Raw genomic sequence first — 17764 nt, 5'->3', positions numbered from 1 at the left:
TTTCTATATGATCTTTCTCAGGATATGCTCGCGCTTCATAATAGGAGCGGAGGAGAGCGCATGGCCGTCGAGAGGAAGAACGAGCGGTTTATGGCCGCGCTGGCACCGGCGAAGGCGATGGATGTCGTTGTCGTCGGCGGCGGGCCTGCCGGCTGTGTCGCGGCGCTCAGCGCGGCGCGCAATGGTGCGCGGGTGATGCTCATCGAGCGGGTCGGCTATCTGGGCGGGATGATGACCGGGGGCGGCATCGGCGGTATCGGGATCAATGGCTATATCATCGAGAAGGGCATCGGCACGCCGGTGGTGAAGGGCATCTCGCTGGAGATCCTGCACCGCATCCAGGCCATGGGCGGCGCGCCGGAGGGTAGCCCGATTGCGCGGCACCCCACCGACTCCGTGATGATGACCAGCCTGCTCGATGAAATGATGGAGGAGGCCGGCGTCGAGCTTCTCTTCAACACCGTGGTGTTCGACACGCTGGTGGAGGACGGGCGCGTGACGGGCGTCGCCATCGGCAACAAGTCCGGCGGTCAGGTGGTGCTGGCCGATGTGGTGATCGACGCCTCCGCCGATGCCGACGTGGCCGCCTGGGCCGGCGCGCCCTTCCACCATGGCCGCGAGGAAGACGGGCGCCATCATGGCGGATCGATGGACATGCAGATCGGCGGCATCGATGTCGACCGGCTGATCGACTATCTGCGCAACCAGCCGCTGCTGAGCGAAGAAGAGCGCGCCGAGCTGGACCGCGAGCGCTCCGCGCTGATGGGCGGCGGGCGGCCGGTGAACACCTACAAGTCGCTCAAGGGCGAGACGCTCTACGCCGAGCCCATGGCCCAGCCGACCGATTGGGAGGAGGTGGACCGCATTCGCGCGGCCGGCGGCATTCCCAAGTTGCGCCTCTCTCCCGCAGCGGGCGGCCCGATCCCGGGCAAGGCGACGGCACCCAAGGTGGATGGCAAATATGTCCCCCTCCCGGCCGGGCTGGACCGCGAATGGGTGGAGTATATCAAGGCCGGCAAGGTGCCGTTGCTCTATGGCGCGACCGAGCCGGTCTATCCGCCGCCGCGCTTTGGCAGCATTGGCATCTTCCGCCACGGCAAGATGCGCGACGGGCAGATGATGTCCGGCGTGTACGAGGTCTGGTACGACCACACCAATGAGGAAGAGGTGAGCAAGTCGCTGATTTATCGGCGCAAGCTCAACCGGGTGTATCTCAACTTCCTGCGCGAGCGCATCCCCGGCTTCGAGGAGGCCTATATCGTCATGGAATCCCCCACCGGCGGCGCGCGCGAAGGCCGGCGGATCGTCGGCGACTATATTCTCACCGAGGATGATGTGCTGGCAGGGCGGCGCTTCCCCGACGTGATCGCCAAGGGCGGGCCGCGCGGGCCGGACCTGCATTCGGTGACGGGCCTGTGGGGCGACGGCGTGGCCTCACCGTTCAAGGCGCCGTACGACATTCCCTATCGCATCCTGCTGCCCAAGGGCGTTGAGGGCCTGCTGGTGGCGGGGCGCTGCGTGTCTGCTACCTTCGCGGCGCTCGGCGCGGTGCGCGATCAGGCGACCTGCATGTCCATGGGCGAGGCGGCGGGTGCGGCGGCCAGCCTTGCGGTGCGCGCGGGCGTTACGCCGCGAGAGGTGGACGTGCGTGCCGTGCAGCAGCGCCTGATCGATCAGGGCGCGCTGCTTTACATTGGCGATGAGCAGCCGCTGGAGAGGGAACCGGCCGAGTGATCCGGCAGGATGCGGCTACTCTCCGCGTCTGATGAAGTCCGCAGCGCGCTCGGCGACCATGATGACCGGAAGGTTGGTGTTGCCGCCGGGCAGGCGCGGGAAGATGGAGGCATCGACCACCCGCAGCCCGTCCACGCCATTCACCCGCAGGCGCCCGTCGACCACAGCCTGCGCATCGCTGCCCATGCGGCAGGTGCCGCTCGGGTGATAGGCCGTCGCCGCTGTCTCGCGGATATAGGCCATGACCTCCTCGTCCGACAGCAAAGGCCGCTCCGGCCGCCGCATCTGCCCCACCACCTTGGCGAGCGCCGGCTGACGGATGAGCGCCTCGAGGCCGCGATAGCCGCCGAGCATGGCGCGCTGGTCTTCGGGATCGCTCATCAGGTTGAAGGCGATGCGCGGATGGGCCAGCGGATCGGGCGAGCCGAGCTTCAGCCAGCCACGGCTCTTGGGATAATTGAGCGACCACATCGCCCCCATGCGCGGCCCGAACGGCCGGGCCACGCCGGGGAACCAGACCCGCGAGAACATGGAGAGCGGGATCAGCAGGAAATGCATGTCGATCACATCCGGGTCGGCACCGGTCGCAACATTGGCGGAGGCGGCGAGCGGCGGCGCGCCCATGATGCTCTTGCGCCCTGCCACCCAGCGCAGGAACGAGCCGGTCAGCCGGTCGAAGCGCAATTCCCGATCGAAGGCCAGCGCAGGATCGAGATCGAACTCCATGCCGGCGCCGGGATGATCCTGCAGATTGGCGCCGACCTCGCCGCTTTCCACGGCGACATCCAGGCCCATCTCCTGCAGATGGTCGCCCGGCCCAATGCCCGAGAGCAGCAGCAATTGCGGCGCGTTGATCGCGCCGCCGGCCAGCAGCACTTCGCGCTCGGCCAGGATCTCTTCCAGTCGCCCGTCGCGTGAAACCTCGATGCCGATTGCCCGGCCATCACGCAGCTGCACGCGCGTCGCCACGGCGCCGGTGCGCACCTCCAGATTGGGTCGGCCGAGCGCAGGGCGCAGATAGGCCTCCGACGTGTTGGCGCGGCGACCGTTGCGCGTCGTGAAATCCGGCATGCCGAAGCCATCGGTTCGCGGGCCGTTGAAATCCTCCGTGATCGGGTAGCCGAGCGATCGGGCCGCCTCCAGCACATTGGCCATCAGCGGGCTGGGCGCCGGATGCGGCTCGACGCTCAGTGGCCCGCTGCCGCCATGTTCGGGCGTATCGCCGCGCCAGTGTCGCTCCAGCTTGCGGAACCAGGGCAGCACATCATCCCAGCCCCAGTCAGTGAGGCCGGTATCGCGCCAGCCATCATAATCGGCCTTGTGCCCCCGGATCGCCATCATGCCGTTGAGCGAGGAGGTGCCGCCGAGCATCCGTCCGCGCGCGACCGGCAGGCGGCGGCCGTCCAGCTCCGCCTCCGGCTCCGACATGAAGCCCCAGGTGAGCGCCGGATTGGGCCACAGCTTGGAGACTGCCAGCGGCAGGCGCACGTCCAGCCGCCGGTCGCTGCCGCCGGCTTCCAGCAGCAGCACGCGGTTGCGGGGATCTTCGGACAGGCGGGCGGCGAGCACGCAGCCCGCCGAGCCGGCGCCGACGACGATGTAATCGAACCGGTCCACGCTCAGACGACTTTCCAGAACCGGAATATGGAGCCTTCCGGATTGCGCTGGCCGACGCCGACGAAAATCGTGCGGTTCAGCCAGTCATAGGGGCCGGCGGGCGCCTCGAAGCGCGGCGTCATGCGCATATAATAGCTTTGCGGATCGACCTGCTCGCCCGCCAGCAGGGCCTTGACGACCTCCGGCGGGGCGCTGCGCACGCCGGTGCTGCGCTTGAGGATATGGGCGCCGTCGTCCGTCTCCAGCAGATATTGCGATTCGAACCGCCCGCCGCCATCGGGGCGCACGAGCGGAAAGTCGCCGCCGCTGCCCTTGACGATCCGGCCCGAGAGTCCGGGGCCGGAGAAGCTGCCCTCGCCGATCAGCACCGCACCGCGCGTGTAGCCCTGCGCCACCTCGATATGCATGCGCGGACCAAGGCCGATGCGCATTTCCAGAGCGAATTCCAGCCGCATGGTCAGACGATCCTCTCGATGTTGAGGACAGGGCTGCCCTCGGCCTGCTCGGCAACGAACGCCAGCCGCGCCAGATGGGCGACGCCACCATCCTCGGCAGCCTCGAACAGCAAAGCGAGCCGCAGCCCCTCGAAATCCGGCGCGCGGGTGCGATAGCCATTGCCGAAGCAGCGGGCGAAACTGCCATCGCTGAAGGCGACATAATAAGAGGCTTCAACCACCGTGACGCCATCGGCGCGCAGTAGATGCATCTCGCTGCCACCGACCAGCCGGCCCTCAAGCCCCTCGCCTACGAAGGTGCCGCCCCCGATGGACACATAGCTGCGCTGGCCACCGGTCGCGATCTCGCCGACCGTCACCGGGAAGGCGCGCATCGGTGTCATGCGGAAGGCCGGCGCGAAGCCGGGCACGGGCGCGCTGCTTGCCTCAGCCATGATCGCGGGCCTGATGATCGTGCGCTATCGTCACGGATTTGAGTTCGGTATAGGCTTCCACCCCGGCTCTCCCATTTTCGCGGCCGAAGCCGGATTGCCTGACGCCGCCCGCGGGCATCGCGATGTCGCCAGCGCTGCTGTTCACTCGCACGGTCCCGGACCGGAGGCGACTGACCATGCCATGCGCCCGCGAGAGGCTGCGCGTCCAGACATAGGCGGAGAGGCCATAACGGCTGTCATTGGCCAGCGCGGCAATCTCGTCCAGATCGTCGGTGTCGAAGGGGATCGCGCACAGCACGGGACCGAAAATCTCCTCATCCACCGCCGCCATGCCGGCCTGAACGGAGCCGAGCACCGTCGGCGCGACATAGTAACCCTGCGCCGGCAAGGCGATGTCGCCGCCCGCGCGGCTGGCGCCCTGTGTAAGGGCGCCCTCGACAAAGCCCATGATCCGCGCCCGCTGCGCCTGCGTGATCACCGGCCCGAGCTGGGTCGCGGGATCGAGCGGATCGCCGATCGTCATCGCCGCGCCGATGCGGGCGATCTTCTCCACCAGCGCATCGGCGACGGATCGATGCACGAACAGGCGCGAGCCGGCCGAGCAGGTCTGCCCGCTGTTGAAGAAGATGTTCATGGCGATGGCGCGCGCGGCGGCATCGAGATCGGCGTCGGCAAAGACGATGACCGGCGATTTGCCGCCCAGTTCCACCGTCACCCGCTTCATCTGCCGCGCGCAGTCGGCCGCGATCTGCGTGCCGGTCGCCGTCGATCCGGTGAAGCTGATCTTAGCGACGCCGGGATGATCGACCAGCGCCGCGCCCACGACCGGACCAAGGCCGGTCACGACATTGAAGAAGCCCGGCGGAACGCCGCAAGCCACAGCCAGTTCAGCCAGCTTGAGCGCGGAGAGCGAGGATTGCTCCGCCGGCTTGAGCACCACCGCGCAGCCCGCCGCAATGGCGGGGCCGAGCTTGAACGCCGCGCCCATCAACGGATAATTCCAGGGAATGATGTGGCCGACCACGCCGACCGGTTCGCGCAGCGTATACGCCGTCGTCTCGCCGGGCTGGGAAAGCTCCATGCTCTCCCCGGTGAGCTTGGTCGCCCAGCCGGCGAAATAGCGCAAGGTCGCGGCCGTGCCGGGCACGTCGACGCGCCGGCTGTTGCTGATCGGCTTGCCGGTATCGAGCGTTTCGAGCAGCGCGAACTCCTCGGCATGGCGCTCCACCGCCTGCGCCAAGGCCAGCAGGGCATCCTGCCGCTGGGCGGGTGTCCAGCGCGTGCGGCGCGCTGAAATCATCGCCGATTCGGCGGCCTGCACGGCCTGATCGATATCCGCCGCAGTCCCCGCTCCGACCTCGGCAAAGACCGCGCCGGTCGCGGGGTTTTCCACCGGCAGCCGGTCGCCGGCAGCAGGGGGCGTCCATGCGCCGCCAATGAAATGACGCGCCTCGGCGGCAAGGGGCAATGGCACTTTCAACGTCATCTCAAATACATGTCCATGATGCGGCTGAGGCCCCTGCTATCAGCGCGCCTTCGAGCAAACTTGTCTCGCGACGCATCTTTCTGACCAGCGCCGCACTGGAGACAAAATCAACAGTGCGGCGGTCTGCTGGACAGGCCCCGATATGGGGTCTAGCGTGCGCAGAAGCCGGACCGAGGGCGCAAGACCCCGGCCAGGATGCGAGAGGAGCCACGGGGATGCACATCTTCACCACAAAGGCATCGAGCCGCGTCGAGCGCAGCCGGCAATGGTGTGCCGTCACGCAGGCGCCCCACATCGAATTTGCGGACGATCGCGAGGCGTCGCTGCGCGGCGGCGATTTTGGCGCGCTCCGCTTCTGCATCGTTTCGCTGGGCAGTCACCGGCTTGTTCTGCCCGACATGGCCGACCGGCGATCGCCACCGACCATGAAGCTGCTATTCCAGGAAGAAGGCGCCGCCCGGATCAGCCAGGGCGGACTCTACAATGATGTGCAGGCCGGCCAGTGGTGCGCGCTGCGCAAGGACGTGCCCTACACCATCGACGCGCCGGACCAGTGCCGCCAGTTGGCAGTGACGGTGCCGTGCAGCCTGCTCGCTGCGCCCCGCTGGAGCCTGGACCGCTGGCGCAAGCCCCGCAGCTTCCTGCGCGGGCCCGCCCAGATTCTCCATGCCAGCGTGAGCGCCTCAGTCATGACCGGCAACACGCTGCGGATGCAGGACCGCGAGCTGCTCGGCGACCAGATCGCCCATCTGGTCAACATGACCATCCATGCCGATGACGTGCTGACCATGCCCGACCCGCGCGAAAGCCGGCGGCGGGCGATCCTGGAATATGTCGACCGGCATCTGGCCGATGCGGACCTCAGCATCGCCCGCATCGCGCGGGATTTCAGCATGTCGAGCCGCTCGATCCACAAGCTGTTCGAGGGTGAGGCCTATACCATTGCCCGCGCCATCTGGGACCGGCGGCTGGAGCGCTGCCGCGAGGAGATGGTCGACCCGGCCCTCGCCCGCCGCTCCATCACCGAGATCGCCCACCTTTGGGGCTTTAGCGATTCCCAGCATTTCAGCCGGGCTTTCAAACAGCGCTTCGGCCTCACGCCGCGCGATTATCGCAATCTCTTCTCGCTGCACTGAACGGCCCGGAAGGGGGATCGCGATCGCGAGCACGACCAGTCAGGTCCATGCGCTCCCATCCAATCGGCATGTCGCGCTGAGGGTCTATCCCGATAGGCCTGCCGCTCGATGCCTGCCGATCGCAGGCCTGCCACCCGGGAACAGATAAACGTGACCAGAAGACAGCTCACCGTCGCCCTGATCCTGCTCGCCTCGATCAACGCCTTCGGCTTCCTCGACCGCGTGATGATCGCGCTGATCGCCGAGAAGATCAAAGCCGAGTTCCTGCTCAGCGATCTGCAGATCGGCCTGCTCGGCGGCACGGCCTTCGCGGTGGTGAACGCCTTTGCGAGCGTGCCCATCGCGCGCCTGGCGGAACGTTACAATCGCGCGCGGGTGACCGCGAGCTTCCTGATGCTCGCCTCGGTGTTCACGGCACTGGCGGGCGCGACGGTCAGCTTCTTCCAGCTCTTCCTGTGCCGCTGCGGCATGGCGGCGGGCAATGCAGCGACCGAGGCGCCGCCGCACTCGATGATCTCCGACATGGTGCCGCCGGAAAAGCGCGCCTCGGCCCTGTCGCTCTACATGCTCGGCGTGCCGGTGGCGGCTCTGGTCGGATCGTTCGCGGGCGGCGCCATTGCCGAGCATTTCGGCTGGCGCGACACATTCATGTTCTTCGGCGTGATGGGCGGACTGATCGCCCTGCTCTGCTTCTTCTGCCTGCATGAGCCAGAGCGCAGCGTGCCGCCTGCTGCTGCCGGATCGGGCAAGCTCGGCACCTGGCAGGTGGTGCGGCTTCTGCTGGGCAACAAGAGCATCCGCTATGTGCTCGCCGGGCTTGCCTTCATCAGCCTCGGGGCCTTCGGCGTGAACACCTTCCTGCCCGCTTTCTTCTCCCGCAATTTCGGGCTGGATGCGGCGCAGGCGGGGCTGGTCTTCGGCATCGTCTCGGGCATTGCCGCCTTTTTCGGCACGCTGCTCGGCGGCTATGGCAGCGAGCATATGGCCCGGCGCGATGCCCGCTGGCTGCTTGGCTTCCCGGCGCTCGGCACCGTGATCGGCGTGCCGATCTTCCTGGCAGGGCTGAGCAGCAACATGCTGTTCATCGCCATTCCGCTGATGCTCGTTGGCTCCTTCTCCTTCTACACCGCGATGGGACCGGCGATCGCGACCCTGCACGGCTCGCTGGACAGCTTCAGCCGGGCAACCGGATCGGCGGTCTTCCTGCTGATGGTCCATCTGTTCGGTCAGGGACTGGGACCGCCCTCGGTCGGCGTGGTTAGCGACATGGCCTCCAGCTTCATCTATGGCGGGAGCCAGTTCGCCACCCAGTGCGCCGGGGCCGCCGGACAGGTTCAGGGATCGGCCTGCGCGGCGGCCTCGGCCCTGGGCCTGCGCTATGCCATCGGCCTGTTCGCCATCTTCTTCCTGCTCGGCGGGCTGATGCTGTATCTTGCGGCGCGCACCAACCACCGCGCGGCGCAGGCGACCGCCACGGCGCATTGACCGCGCCCTCATTTTGCAACGGAGACCCGCATGAGTCAGGCCATTACCGATCGCGACGCCCAGCTGGCCTTGCTGCAGAGCGCCGATCCCCAACTCGCGGCCAACAAGCGCCTCGTCTGGGACATGTACCGCACCGTGCTGCAGGCAGGCCACGCCGACCGGGCCGCCGAGTTCATCGCCGAGGGCTATATCCAGCATAACCCCAATGTCGCTTCCGGCCGCCAGCCGCTGGTCGACTTCATCAAGGGCTCGCGCCCGGTCCGCGAAATCGAGGAGCGGATCATGCTGCCGCTGGTCAACATGATCGCGGAGCGGGACATGGTGATGTGCGTGTTCGAGCGGCCCGAGAAGGATGCCGAGGGGCAGCCTTATGTGACGAGCTGGTTCGACCTGTTCCGGATCGAAAATGGCATGATCGCCGAGCATTGGGACCCGGCGCTCAAGAGCGTGGAGATGCTCAAATTCGATCCCAACAGCAAGCGCACGCCGCCCACCGACTGAGCGGCGAGCGGCAGCGCGCGGGTGGCCTGGGTCGCCCTACACCTCCTTATAATGGTAAGGCGCGATCACCGGCTCGGGGTAGGATTCATACTGCATCGTCGGCGGCAGATCGGGCTGCAGCCCGTCGATCGAGCGCAGCAGTTGCACGCCGCCGCGATGCCAGCCTTCATCATATTCGGTATAGATGTTCATATAGCCGTGCAGCTGCGCGATCCGCCACTTGCCGTTCTCGATCTTGTAGCTGTTCTCATAGGTTGCCTCGCCCCAGCGCGCCTCGCGTCCGACGCCGCCGACCATCATGAAGGTTCGCCAGCGCGCCTTGGCGGTGCCGGCCGCGCAATCGATGTGAACGACCGGCTGGAGCTGCATGTGATTGTACAGCACGCCAGGACCATAAGGCGGCAGATGGTGGAGATATTCCCGCACCCGCTCCCGCCCGACATAGACGCCGCGCCCGGCCAGTTCGAGCGTGCCATCCTCGGCGAACAGCCTGGCCGCATCGTCCCAGCGGCCCTTGTCGACATAATAGCCATAAGCGCACTGGAGATTGCAGATCTCGACATAATGATCGGCCTTGTCGGCGCGGGCGGCGAGCGCCGTCAGATCGGACCGCAAACGCGCCAGTTCCTCGCGCAGGGCTGAGACATCATCGGACATGGGGGTGCTCCTTGGAGGTTGCTGGACTCAGATATTCGCCGTCGTCACCCCGGGCTTGACCCGGGGTCCCGCTGCCTTCGGGCTTCGGCCAGCAGTAAAGCGGGACCCCGGGTCAAGCCCGGGGTGACGAGTGTATTTGGATCAGGTGGCATCCGCTTAGGCCTTCGCCAGCCGCGGATCGCGCTCGTCCTGGGCCCAGGGCGAGCGCATCCGGTAGGGCACGAAGTGGAACACCGCTTCGACGGCGGAAATGGCATCGTCGCGGATCTTGAAGGCTTCCAGATAGGCAAAGCTGTGCGGCCGCAGGAAAAAGCCGGTGCGCGTCTCGCCATTGGTGAGTTGATAGTCGCGCGTCTGCCCGTCATGGTCGATGAAGCCGCCGCAGAGGACCACGCCCTGCTCCTCGTCCACCAGCGGATAGCGCCGCGCGCGGATCCAGTTGTCGAACCGGTAATAGCCGAGCAGGAACTGCTCCTCGCAGCCCATCTTGGCGACCGGCGCCAGATCGGGCTGGGGATTGTGCGTGGTCTGCACGCCATTTTCGCGCCGTTCGCAATCGGCCGTGAAGCGGGTGTGCAGCGTGCCGTCATTCTGCTCGAGCGTGGAGAAATAGCCATCGGCCAGCGAGAGCATCCGTGCCCGCTCGGTGCGGGAGGCGGGCGGGACCGGCTCGGTCAGTTCCGGACGCGGCGCGGGATCGGTGTTGAGGAAGGGAACGCCGCTGTCCGTCGCGCGCGCCACCAGCAGCTCGATCTCGGCGAGCGCGCCGGTTTCCAGCGCCGCGATCCGCAGCACGAACAGCGCCTTGTCGCCGCTCTCCTCCAGCACGCCGAAGCGCGCGGCATTGCTGGTGCGCACGTCCACCACATCCCAGCGATACTCGCCGATGCCGGTCACGGTCTTCCAGGCGCCATCGCCAAAGGGGAATTCGACGCTGTTCTCGGTATAGCGCAAACGGGGCGCGAGGGCTAAGCGCTGGGGATCATTGGCGCCCAGAGACGCGACGGTCTCATCCAGCAATGCCAGCAAAGCGGCTCTGTCCATGCGCAGACATCCTCTCCTGTAACGCCGGTCGGGCTTCCATACCGCTCGTCCGGTGACGCTCGCCGCCCTTAGCCGATTGTTTGCGCAGGAACTTGCCGGTGCGCGCACCCCGATGCGGCAGGGTTCAGAGATCGATCATCCCGGCAAGCGCCGCATCGGCCCGCCCCTGTTCGACGAACTGCGCGATCAGCCATTCAGCCGCCGGGCCGGGCGGCGTATCCCGGCGCCAGATGCCGGCGAAGCGGTAGGTTCCGCCCGGATGATCGGGCATGGCGAGGCGCACCAGCGTGCCGGCGACGAGATCGCTCTCCACCATCGGCAGCGGCATATTGCCCCAGCCGACGCCCTCGCACAGCAGGGCGTGCTTGGCGCCCAGATCGGCCAGCCGCCAGGTCTTGGGGCTCAGCACCGAATAATCCTGCCCATCGGTGGCGCGGGAGCGGTCGGTGAGCACGAGCTGGGTATAATCGCGCCCGGCACCCGGTGCGATCTGCGCCATCTGGCCTAGCGGATGATCGGGCGCGGCGACCGGCACCAGCGGGACCGAGCCCGCCGCGACGCACTCCACACCATCGGCGCCGATGGCGAGCGGGCCGGAAATGCCGATCATCGCCCGCCCCTCCCGCACCATGGCGAGGACCGCGCCCAGCGCCTCGACATGCAGGCGGAGCTGGACGGTGGGATATTCGCGCGCGAAGGCGCGCAGCACCGCGCCCAGCCGCTCGGCCGGCAGCATGACGTCGACGGCCAGATCCACTTCCGCCTCCAGCCCATCGAGCAGGCCTTTGACGCGGGCGCGCAGCCCGTCCACGCCATGGGCGACGGCACGGGCATCGGCGAGCAGCGCCCGGCCGGCAACGGTCAGCTCCGGCTTGCGCGTCCCCTCCCGCTCGAACAGCGTCAGGCCAAGCTGCGCCTCCAGATTGGCGATGCCATAACTGATCACCGAAACCGCGCGATTAAGCCGCCGCCCCGCCGCCGCGAAGCTGCCGCTGTCCACCACCGCCAGGAAGATGCGCAACTGGTCGAGCGTTGGCGTGCCGGGGGCGCTCACTATTCAACTTTCTCGAACATAATGGTCTATTTTATCCCACTGAACAACAAAGCTCACAAGCCCTAAATCAGTCTCCAACGCCGGACAGAACGTCCGCGACCTTCCCTCTGACAAGGAGACATATGATGATCGACCTTCGCCCCTTCGACAGCCTCGGCGCCGCCAACCATGGCTGGCTGGATGCCCATCACCACTTCTCCTTCGCCGGCTATCATGATCCTGCGCGGGTCCACTTCGGCAGCCTGCGGGTGTGGAACGACGATGCCATCGCGCCGCAGACGGGCTTCCCGCCCCATCCGCACCGCGACATGGAGATCATCACCTATGTCCGCGAGGGCGCGATCACCCATCAGGACAGCTTGGGCAATGTCGGCCGCACGGAAGCGGGCGACGTGCAGGTGATGAGCGCCGGTACCGGCATCCGCCACTCGGAATATAATCTCGAGGATGTGACCACGCGGATCTTCCAGATCTGGATCATCCCCACCCGCGAGGGCGAGCCGCCGCAATGGGGCGCCAAGCCTTTCCCCAAGGGCGAGCGCTCGGGCAAGTTCGTCACCCTGGCCTCGGGCCATACCGAGGATGAGGACGCCCTGCCGATCCGCACCGATGGCCGCGTGCTGGGCGCGACCCTGCGTGCCGGCGAGACGGCGGACTATCCGCTCGGCAAGGACCGCAAGGCCTATCTGGTGCCGGCCACCGGCGCCGTGCAGATCGAGGACGTGCGAGTGAATGCACGTGACGGCGCCGCGATCAGCGATGTGGACGTGCTGCGCATCACGGCCATCGAGGACAGCGAAATCGTTCTCGTGGACGTGATCTGACCGCAGGAACGCCGCGCTGCCGAACCCACCGGCAGCGCGGCGTTCGCTTGTCCGCGACGCTGCGCCTCAATCGGGCATCAGGCCATAAGCGCGGTTCTTGACGACGCTCTCCAGCAACAGCCGCTCGACCGCATCCCGGTCCGCCTGCGCCTCGCCATCCCGCCGATGGAAGACGAGCCGCCAGTCATGCAGTGGGAAGAGCCGCACGATCCTACCCCGCATATCCGGTGGAATCATCGCGGCAGGAAGGTTGGCGACCGCCTGACCGCGCGCCACCATGGCGATGATCACATCGAAAAACTGCACCCGCGCCACGATGTTGGTGGGCTGCACGCCAAAGGATGCCAGCTTGCGGCGCAGGCGCTGCTCCGCCCCGTCATCCCGCCCGGACGGCAAGGCAAAGGGCAAGCGCGCCACCTCTTCCGGTGAAAGCGGCACCTCGCGGCCTGAGGCCAGTTTGCGGTTGCCGAAGATGCCGCCCGACACCCGCCCCAGCGACCGCATCGCTTCCGCCACGGACTCATCGGCTGGCTGGTGGATCAGCACGAAGTCATAGGTGCCACTGCTCGCCGCGAGCGTCGATTCGTGGCTGGGAATGCGGGTATCGAACTCCAGAACGATGTGGGGGTGGGCCGCCAGAAACCTGTCCAGTCTTGGCCGCACATAATGATCGGCGAGGCCCTGCCCCAGCAGGATGCGAAAGCGCACGATCTCGCGGGGGCCGGGCCTGCGCAGACGGTGTGCCGCCAGTTGATCGGCCGCGCTGGAAAATATCCTCAAGTCGGCGAGGAAGCGCTCGCCCTCGGGCGTGAGTTCTGGCCGCCGCCCCGCGCTGCGGGCCATCAGCGCGACCCCGAGCTGCGCTTCCAGCGCCTTGAACTGGCTGCTCACCGACGCCTGGGAAATGCCCAGCAAGTCGGCGCTGCCGGCAAAACTGCGTGTCTCGGCAAGCGTCTCGAAGATCACCAGCTGGCGCAGGGTAAATGGCAGGCTTTGCAGGGCACTCATCATTCAGCCATAACCTGTGCGTTATAAATGCCATTGCCCGTACATCTGTTGCCTCGCCCGTTCAATCGCTGCCACATGAGCGAAAATCAGACGGAGACCCAAGTTGACCGACCTTGATGTGACTCGCCGCAGCGTGCTCGGCCAATCTTTGGGCGTTATCGGCGCCGGCATGGTGGGCGCCAGTTCCACGGCGCGGGCCGCGCGGCCCAAAAAGACATCGGGCAATCGGGGCAAGCAGCCGAACATCCTGTTCATCATGGCCGACGACATGGGCTATGCCGACCTCTCCTGCTACGGCCGGCGGGACTATGAAACCCCGGCGATCGACAGCCTCGCGGCCGACGGGATGCGCTTCCTGCAAGGCTATGCCAATTCCGCCGTCTGTTCGGCGACGCGCACGGGCCTTATCACCGGGCGCTATCAGAACCGCCTGCCCATCGGCCTTGAGGAGCCGCTCGCTCAGCGCCCTGTCGGCCTGCCGCCCGAGCATCCTACTCTCCCGTCGCTGCTGCGGGCGGTTGGTTATGGGACAACCCTGATCGGCAAATGGCATCTGGGCGCCCTGCCCAAATATGGCCCGCTCAAAAGCGGCTATGACCATTTCTGGGGCTTCCGGGGCGGCGGCGTGGACTATTTCACGCACAAATATGCCGGGCGCCACGACCTGTGGGACGATGACCGCGAGGTGTTCGAGAAAGGCTATCTCACAGATCTTCTGGCCGAGCGCGCGCTGGAGACGATCAGCACCGCCGCGCAGGGCGACCAGCCCTTCTTCATCTCGCTGCACGTCAACGCGCCGCACTGGCCCTGGGAGGGGCCGGGCGACGAGGCCGAGGCCATCAGGCTGGATGCCGATGGCAAGCCGACGGCGCTGATGCATTATGACGGCGGCTCGCAGCGCATCTATGCGCAGATGGTGATGCGGCTGGACATGCAGGTCGGGCGCATTCTGCAGCGGCTGGACGACCTTGGTATCGCGGACGATACCATCGTCATCTTCACCAGCGACAATGGCGGCGAGCGCTTTGCGGACACCTGGCCGTTCACGGGTCGCAAGACCGAGTTGCTGGAAGGTGGCCTTCGCATCCCCGCGATCGTGCGCTGGCCGGCCTATGTGCCTGCCGGGGTGACCAGCGATCAGGTGATGATGTCCATGGACTGGCTGCCGACCCTGCTCGCGGCGGCGGGCGGCGCGCCGGACCCGGCCTATCCCAGCGACGGCATCAATCTGCTGCCTTATCTCGCCGACCCCTCCAGCAAGAGCGAGCGGACCTTGTGCTGGCGCTACAAGAATCTGGACCAGCAGGCCTGCCGCATGGGCGATTGGAAGTATCTGAAGATTCTCCAGAACAGCTTCCTGTTCAACGTGGTCGACGATCCGATGGAGCGGGCGAACCTGAAGGACCGGATGCCGGAGAAAATGGCGCAGGTGAAGGCGGCCTATGATGCATGGGACAGCCAGATGCTGCCGCTCGACCCGGATTCATCAACCCATGGCTTCACCGGCAAGGATCTGGCCGATCACTTCGGCGCCAAGATGGAGAATAGCGTCAAGCCGCGCTGACGGGCGTGGCGGGGTAGGCAGGCTCGGGTGTCCTGCGGCCCCGTCCGCTCAGGGTGCCCAGCCCTGCCCGGCCTCATAAGGCAGGCGCGTGAAGATCAGCTCGACCTCGCGCACCTTGCCGCCCCGCATCCCCAGCATCTCGCCGCTGAGCAGCGACATCGGCCCCCTCGGCTTGGCGGGGCAGGTGCGACCATAGCCCGGAATGTCGTTGCATTCGGTCCGCCCATAAAAGCGCAGGGAAAACACGCCGAACAGCACCTGCTGTTCCTCATCCACCACCAGATAGCGGCGCGGCTCGACCTTATCGAGCGTGTCGAACAGATGCGCCTCCACCTGCGCCTGACAGCTCATGCTGCCGAAATGCGGCAGGGGTTTGCCGGGAATGGGTGTGATGGGATAGGCCAATTGTGGGTTGCCGCTCATCGGCATCCGGTTTTCGATCCGCTGGCAATCCGGCGCGAAATGATCGCCCTTGTTACGCAGCATATTGTCGAAGTTCCGGTCGGCCAGTGCGATCATTTCGGCGCGGGACAGGCGCTCGCGCTTGGGCACGATGGTGCGCAGGCCTGCTCTGACCTCGGTCGGCATGGAGGGATGCTGCGGCGCGAATGACCGGCCGATCACCGTCTCGGCTTCCGCGATCCGCCCGGCGACGATCTTGAGGCGCGTGGCATAGCCGACGGTCTTGTCGCCCTCCTTCACCTCCCCCAGCACCGCGACTTGCCCGGCGGCCACATCGGCGGCGCGTGCCTGGTAGCTGCTATAGCCATCCGTCGTCTGCCAGAGCCCCTCGCCCGGCGCCACCGGCACGCCATTCTCGGTGGCGCGAAAGTCCGGTGCGAGATCGAGACCGGCGGACGTCCCCTGCTCGACGGCGGCGAGATAGCGGTCCACATGCGCATAGAGGCAGGCGCGGTCGCATGGCGGCGCGGCCTCCCGTGCCAGCGTCGGCAAGCCGGGGAAAAGCAGCAGCGCGAGGGCGGTAGCACGCCGTGCAAAGCGGATCATCCGTCAGTCCTTTCCGTCGCGCAGATCGCCCTGCCAGCCGCTGTCGGCCTCATAAGGCGCGAATTTGAAGATCGCCTCGACCTCGTGAATCTTGCCGCCGCGCACGCCGAGGATTTCCGCATTGAGCAGCGAGACCGGCTGGCGCGGCTTGTCATGGCAGATGGTGCCATAGCCGGGGATCTCGTTGCACCGACCCTTCTTGTACCAGCGCATGACATAGACGCCGAAGACGAGCTGCTTCTCTTCATCGAGCAGGAGGAAGCGGCGCGGCTCGACCGCGTCGAGCTGGTCGAACAGGTGCAGGCTGATCTGCTGGCCGCAGCCCATGCTGCCGAAATGCGGCTTGGGCACGCCGGGGATCGTGCCGATGGGATAGTTGAGCTCCGCATTGCCGCTCATCGCCATGCGGTTCTCGATGCGCTGGCAATCCTCCGCATAGGGGGAGCCGTCGGCCGCGAGCAGCGCGTCGAAATTGGCATTGGCCGTTTGGATCATCTGCTGGCGGGTCAGCCGCTCGGCGGGCGGAACGATATTGCCGAACGACGCGCGCGGCGCCGGCACGATCGACGAGCCGGGCACCCGCCCGCGCCCGAGAATCGTCTCCACCTCGGTGATCTTGCGATCCGCCACCTTGAGACGCAGCGCGATGGTGACCTTGGCCTCCCCTTCAAGCACCTCGCCGATATAGCCGACGGTGCCACTCACCGGATCGGCGAGGTCGATGCGATAGGTGCCGAGGCCGGTCGCCGTCTGCCACAGGCCTGCGCCGAGACGGACCTCCTGCGCATCTTCGGTCGCGCGATATTGCACTGCCATCGGCGCCCGAGCGGGTGCGCGCGCGACCATGGCGGCCAGATATTGGTCCATAATCTCGGTGAGGCAGGTGCGGTCACAGGCCGCCGGTGCAGCAGGTCCGGCAGCCATCGCCGGGGCGGCGAGCAGGAGCGCGGCCATCATGGCCAGCGCACGAATGGGACGCGCGATCATGGCTGCACGGGACGCGGGCGGGGCCGGATGCGGGTGATCTTGCCGCATGGAATCTCGTAGAGCAGCACGCCGCGCAACCGCCAGTCATCGCCCGCCTTCAAGGGCCGTGAGCCAAAGTCCGGCCAGTCGCTGGTGGCCTGGAAATGCGCTTCCAGATCGACCGTCGCGCCCTGCGGCTGCACCTCGATGGCGTGCGGGGTGACTTGCTCCTGCAGCCCACGGGCATCGACATCGCGATAGAAGGCGATGATGGCATCGCGCCCCTTGAGATCGGGCCATTTGCCGCCTTTCACCAGTACGACATCGGGGTCGTAATAGCTGGTGAAGCAGGCATAATCGCGCGCATTGAAACAGAGGAAATAGCGCTCGAAATCGGCCTTGGTCATGCCCGGCGACGGGCAATTCTCGGCCGCCACAGCCGTTTGGGCGAGCGATCCGAACAGAGCAAGCATAAGCGCTTTGCCGACGGCTGACCTGAACCGCATCCCCTGTAACCTCCCCCTCATGACGCGCAGCATCCGCATGGGCAGCGGATAAATCGTGATACGTCGTTGTAGTTTATTCCGTTCTGCAGGGCTGCCTTGTCAAGCGAAATGCCCGGCGAGGAACCGCCTTTGCGACACTCTGTCGCAGGCGTCCAATGATCGTTCGACTCCAGTGGCTTGGGCCGCGATCGGACAAACTGCCGGAACGATCCCTTGACCCTACTCAGAATAAGAACATAATAGGAACATATGAGACTCGCCCCTGCCCTTTCATGCGATCACGCG

General features: G+C 66.4%; 17 protein-coding genes. 6 read left to right on the top strand and 11 right to left on the bottom strand.

Translation table 11 applies throughout. The features are described 5' to 3' along the window. The first annotated feature begins 60 nt into the window (after positions 1-60). On the top strand, positions 61-1734 hold the full coding sequence (locus M2336_RS08695) for an FAD-dependent oxidoreductase (protein WP_264592865.1): 1674 nt from the start codon (positions 61-63) through the stop codon (positions 1732-1734). A 15-nt stretch (positions 1735-1749) separates the two neighbouring features. On the opposite strand, the gene M2336_RS08690 is transcribed toward M2336_RS08695, so the two are convergent. The 4 genes from M2336_RS08690 to M2336_RS08675 are packed head-to-tail and all read right to left on the bottom strand — an operon-like array spanning position 1750 to position 5726. Then, positions 1750-3351, bottom strand: coding sequence for a GMC family oxidoreductase (locus M2336_RS08690; protein WP_264574643.1), 1602 nt, complete (start codon positions 3349-3351; stop codon positions 1750-1752). A gap of 2 nt (positions 3352-3353) precedes the next feature. Further along, entirely contained in the window at positions 3354-3806 is a 453-nt protein-coding gene (locus M2336_RS08685; RefSeq protein ID WP_264569668.1) for a DUF3237 domain-containing protein, read from the bottom strand. Between the two features lie 2 nt (positions 3807-3808). Then, complete coding sequence (locus tag M2336_RS08680) at positions 3809-4240, bottom strand: DUF3237 family protein (protein ID WP_181558938.1); 432 nt, start codon at positions 4238-4240, stop codon at positions 3809-3811. Beyond that, complete coding sequence (locus tag M2336_RS08675) at positions 4233-5726, bottom strand: aldehyde dehydrogenase family protein (protein ID WP_264574642.1); 1494 nt, start codon at positions 5724-5726, stop codon at positions 4233-4235. The genes M2336_RS08680 and M2336_RS08675 overlap by 8 nt, the downstream gene beginning before the upstream one ends. Before the next feature lie 215 nt (positions 5727-5941). Between M2336_RS08675 and M2336_RS08670 the strand changes: the two genes are divergently transcribed. The 3 genes from M2336_RS08670 (at position 5942) to M2336_RS08660 (ending at position 8848) form a co-directional block, all read left to right on the top strand. After that, positions 5942-6862: a helix-turn-helix domain-containing protein gene (locus tag M2336_RS08670; protein ID WP_181558936.1), complete on the top strand. Its 921-nt coding sequence runs from the start codon at positions 5942-5944 to the stop codon at positions 6860-6862. A gap of 150 nt (positions 6863-7012) precedes the next feature. Continuing rightward, a complete protein-coding gene (locus tag M2336_RS08665; RefSeq protein WP_264574641.1) occupies positions 7013-8347 on the top strand; it encodes an MFS transporter in 1335 nt (444 codons plus the stop codon). A gap of 30 nt (positions 8348-8377) precedes the next feature. Next, positions 8378-8848 (top strand): nuclear transport factor 2 family protein, encoded by a 471-nt coding sequence (locus M2336_RS08660; RefSeq protein ID WP_264574640.1) that lies wholly within the window; start codon positions 8378-8380, stop codon positions 8846-8848. Between the two features lie 36 nt (positions 8849-8884). Here the strand turns inward: M2336_RS08660 and M2336_RS08655 are convergent, their stop codons facing one another. The 3 genes from M2336_RS08655 to M2336_RS08645 form a co-directional block, all read right to left on the bottom strand. After that, positions 8885-9505: a nuclear transport factor 2 family protein gene (locus M2336_RS08655; RefSeq protein WP_264574639.1), complete on the bottom strand. Its 621-nt coding sequence runs from the start codon at positions 9503-9505 to the stop codon at positions 8885-8887. A gap of 156 nt (positions 9506-9661) precedes the next feature. Next, positions 9662-10549 (bottom strand): hypothetical protein, encoded by an 888-nt coding sequence (locus M2336_RS08650; RefSeq protein WP_264574638.1) that lies wholly within the window; start codon positions 10547-10549, stop codon positions 9662-9664. Positions 10550-10673: 124 nt separating this feature from the next. After that, entirely contained in the window at positions 10674-11603 is a 930-nt protein-coding gene (locus M2336_RS08645) for a LysR family transcriptional regulator (protein ID WP_264574637.1), read from the bottom strand. Between the two features lie 125 nt (positions 11604-11728). On the opposite strand from M2336_RS08645, the gene M2336_RS08640 reads away from it, so the two are divergent. Further along, positions 11729-12427 (top strand): pirin family protein, encoded by a 699-nt coding sequence (locus M2336_RS08640; protein ID WP_264574636.1) that lies wholly within the window; start codon positions 11729-11731, stop codon positions 12425-12427. A gap of 66 nt (positions 12428-12493) precedes the next feature. Here M2336_RS08640 and M2336_RS08635 read toward each other — a convergent pair whose 3' ends face one another. Further along, positions 12494-13438 carry a LysR family transcriptional regulator gene (locus tag M2336_RS08635; protein ID WP_264592864.1) on the bottom strand — a complete coding sequence of 315 codons (945 nt, stop codon included), beginning with the start codon at positions 13436-13438 and terminating at the stop codon, positions 12494-12496. Between the two features lie 100 nt (positions 13439-13538). On the opposite strand from M2336_RS08635, the gene M2336_RS08630 reads away from it, so the two are divergent. Then, the gene (locus tag M2336_RS08630; protein ID WP_264574634.1) at positions 13539-14999 is read left to right on the top strand and encodes a sulfatase; all 1461 of its coding nucleotides are present in this window, start codon (positions 13539-13541) and stop codon (positions 14997-14999) included. 48 nt (positions 15000-15047) lie between these two features. On the opposite strand, the gene M2336_RS08625 is transcribed toward M2336_RS08630, so the two are convergent. Genes M2336_RS08625 through M2336_RS08615 form a run of 3 tightly spaced genes read right to left on the bottom strand, consistent with a single transcriptional unit; the run spans position 15048 to position 17446 of the window. Beyond that, positions 15048-16007 (bottom strand): hypothetical protein, encoded by a 960-nt coding sequence (locus tag M2336_RS08625; RefSeq protein ID WP_264592863.1) that lies wholly within the window; start codon positions 16005-16007, stop codon positions 15048-15050. A gap of 3 nt (positions 16008-16010) precedes the next feature. Continuing rightward, positions 16011-16994, bottom strand: a complete 984-nt coding sequence (locus M2336_RS08620) for a hypothetical protein (RefSeq protein ID WP_264574632.1) — start codon at positions 16992-16994, stop codon at positions 16011-16013. Next, positions 16991-17446, bottom strand: a complete 456-nt coding sequence (locus M2336_RS08615; RefSeq protein ID WP_264592862.1) for a nuclear transport factor 2 family protein — start codon at positions 17444-17446, stop codon at positions 16991-16993. Before M2336_RS08615 ends, M2336_RS08620 begins: the two co-directional genes overlap by 4 nt. Positions 17447-17764: the final 318 nt, after the last annotated feature.

The organism is Sphingobium sp. B1D7B, from assembly GCF_025961965.1.
Classification (GTDB): Bacteria; Pseudomonadota; Alphaproteobacteria; order Sphingomonadales; family Sphingomonadaceae; genus Sphingobium.
Note: the sequence above shows the minus strand (reverse complement) of the source record. Positions and strands in the feature narration are given on the sequence as shown.

Bases quoted from the DNA above. Each gene is read 5' to 3' on its own strand.
- M2336_RS08695 (WP_264592865.1), top strand. From the start codon at position 61: ATGGCCGTCGAGAGGAAGAACGAGCGGTTTATGGCCGCGCTGGCACCG.
- M2336_RS08685 (WP_264569668.1), bottom strand. From the start codon at position 3,806: ATGCGGCTGGAATTCGCTCTGGAAATGCGCATCGGCCTTGGTCCGCGC.
- M2336_RS08680 (WP_181558938.1), bottom strand. From the start codon at position 4,240: ATGGCTGAGGCAAGCAGCGCGCCCGTGCCCGGCTTCGCGCCGGCCTTC.
- M2336_RS08675 (WP_264574642.1), bottom strand. From the start codon at position 5,726: ATGACGTTGAAAGTGCCATTGCCCCTTGCCGCCGAGGCGCGTCATTTC.
- M2336_RS08670 (WP_181558936.1), top strand. From the start codon at position 5,942: ATGCACATCTTCACCACAAAGGCATCGAGCCGCGTCGAGCGCAGCCGG.
- M2336_RS08660 (WP_264574640.1), top strand. From the start codon at position 8,378: ATGAGTCAGGCCATTACCGATCGCGACGCCCAGCTGGCCTTGCTGCAG.
- M2336_RS08655 (WP_264574639.1), bottom strand. From the start codon at position 9,505: ATGTCCGATGATGTCTCAGCCCTGCGCGAGGAACTGGCGCGTTTGCGG.
- M2336_RS08650 (WP_264574638.1), bottom strand. From the start codon at position 10,549: ATGGACAGAGCCGCTTTGCTGGCATTGCTGGATGAGACCGTCGCGTCT.
- M2336_RS08640 (WP_264574636.1), top strand. From the start codon at position 11,729: ATGATCGACCTTCGCCCCTTCGACAGCCTCGGCGCCGCCAACCATGGC.
- M2336_RS08635 (WP_264592864.1), bottom strand. From the start codon at position 13,438: ATGATGAGTGCCCTGCAAAGCCTGCCATTTACCCTGCGCCAGCTGGTG.
- M2336_RS08625 (WP_264592863.1), bottom strand. From the start codon at position 16,007: ATGATCCGCTTTGCACGGCGTGCTACCGCCCTCGCGCTGCTGCTTTTC.
- M2336_RS08620 (WP_264574632.1), bottom strand. From the start codon at position 16,994: ATGATCGCGCGTCCCATTCGTGCGCTGGCCATGATGGCCGCGCTCCTG.
- M2336_RS08615 (WP_264592862.1), bottom strand. From the start codon at position 17,446: ATGCTTGCTCTGTTCGGATCGCTCGCCCAAACGGCTGTGGCGGCCGAG.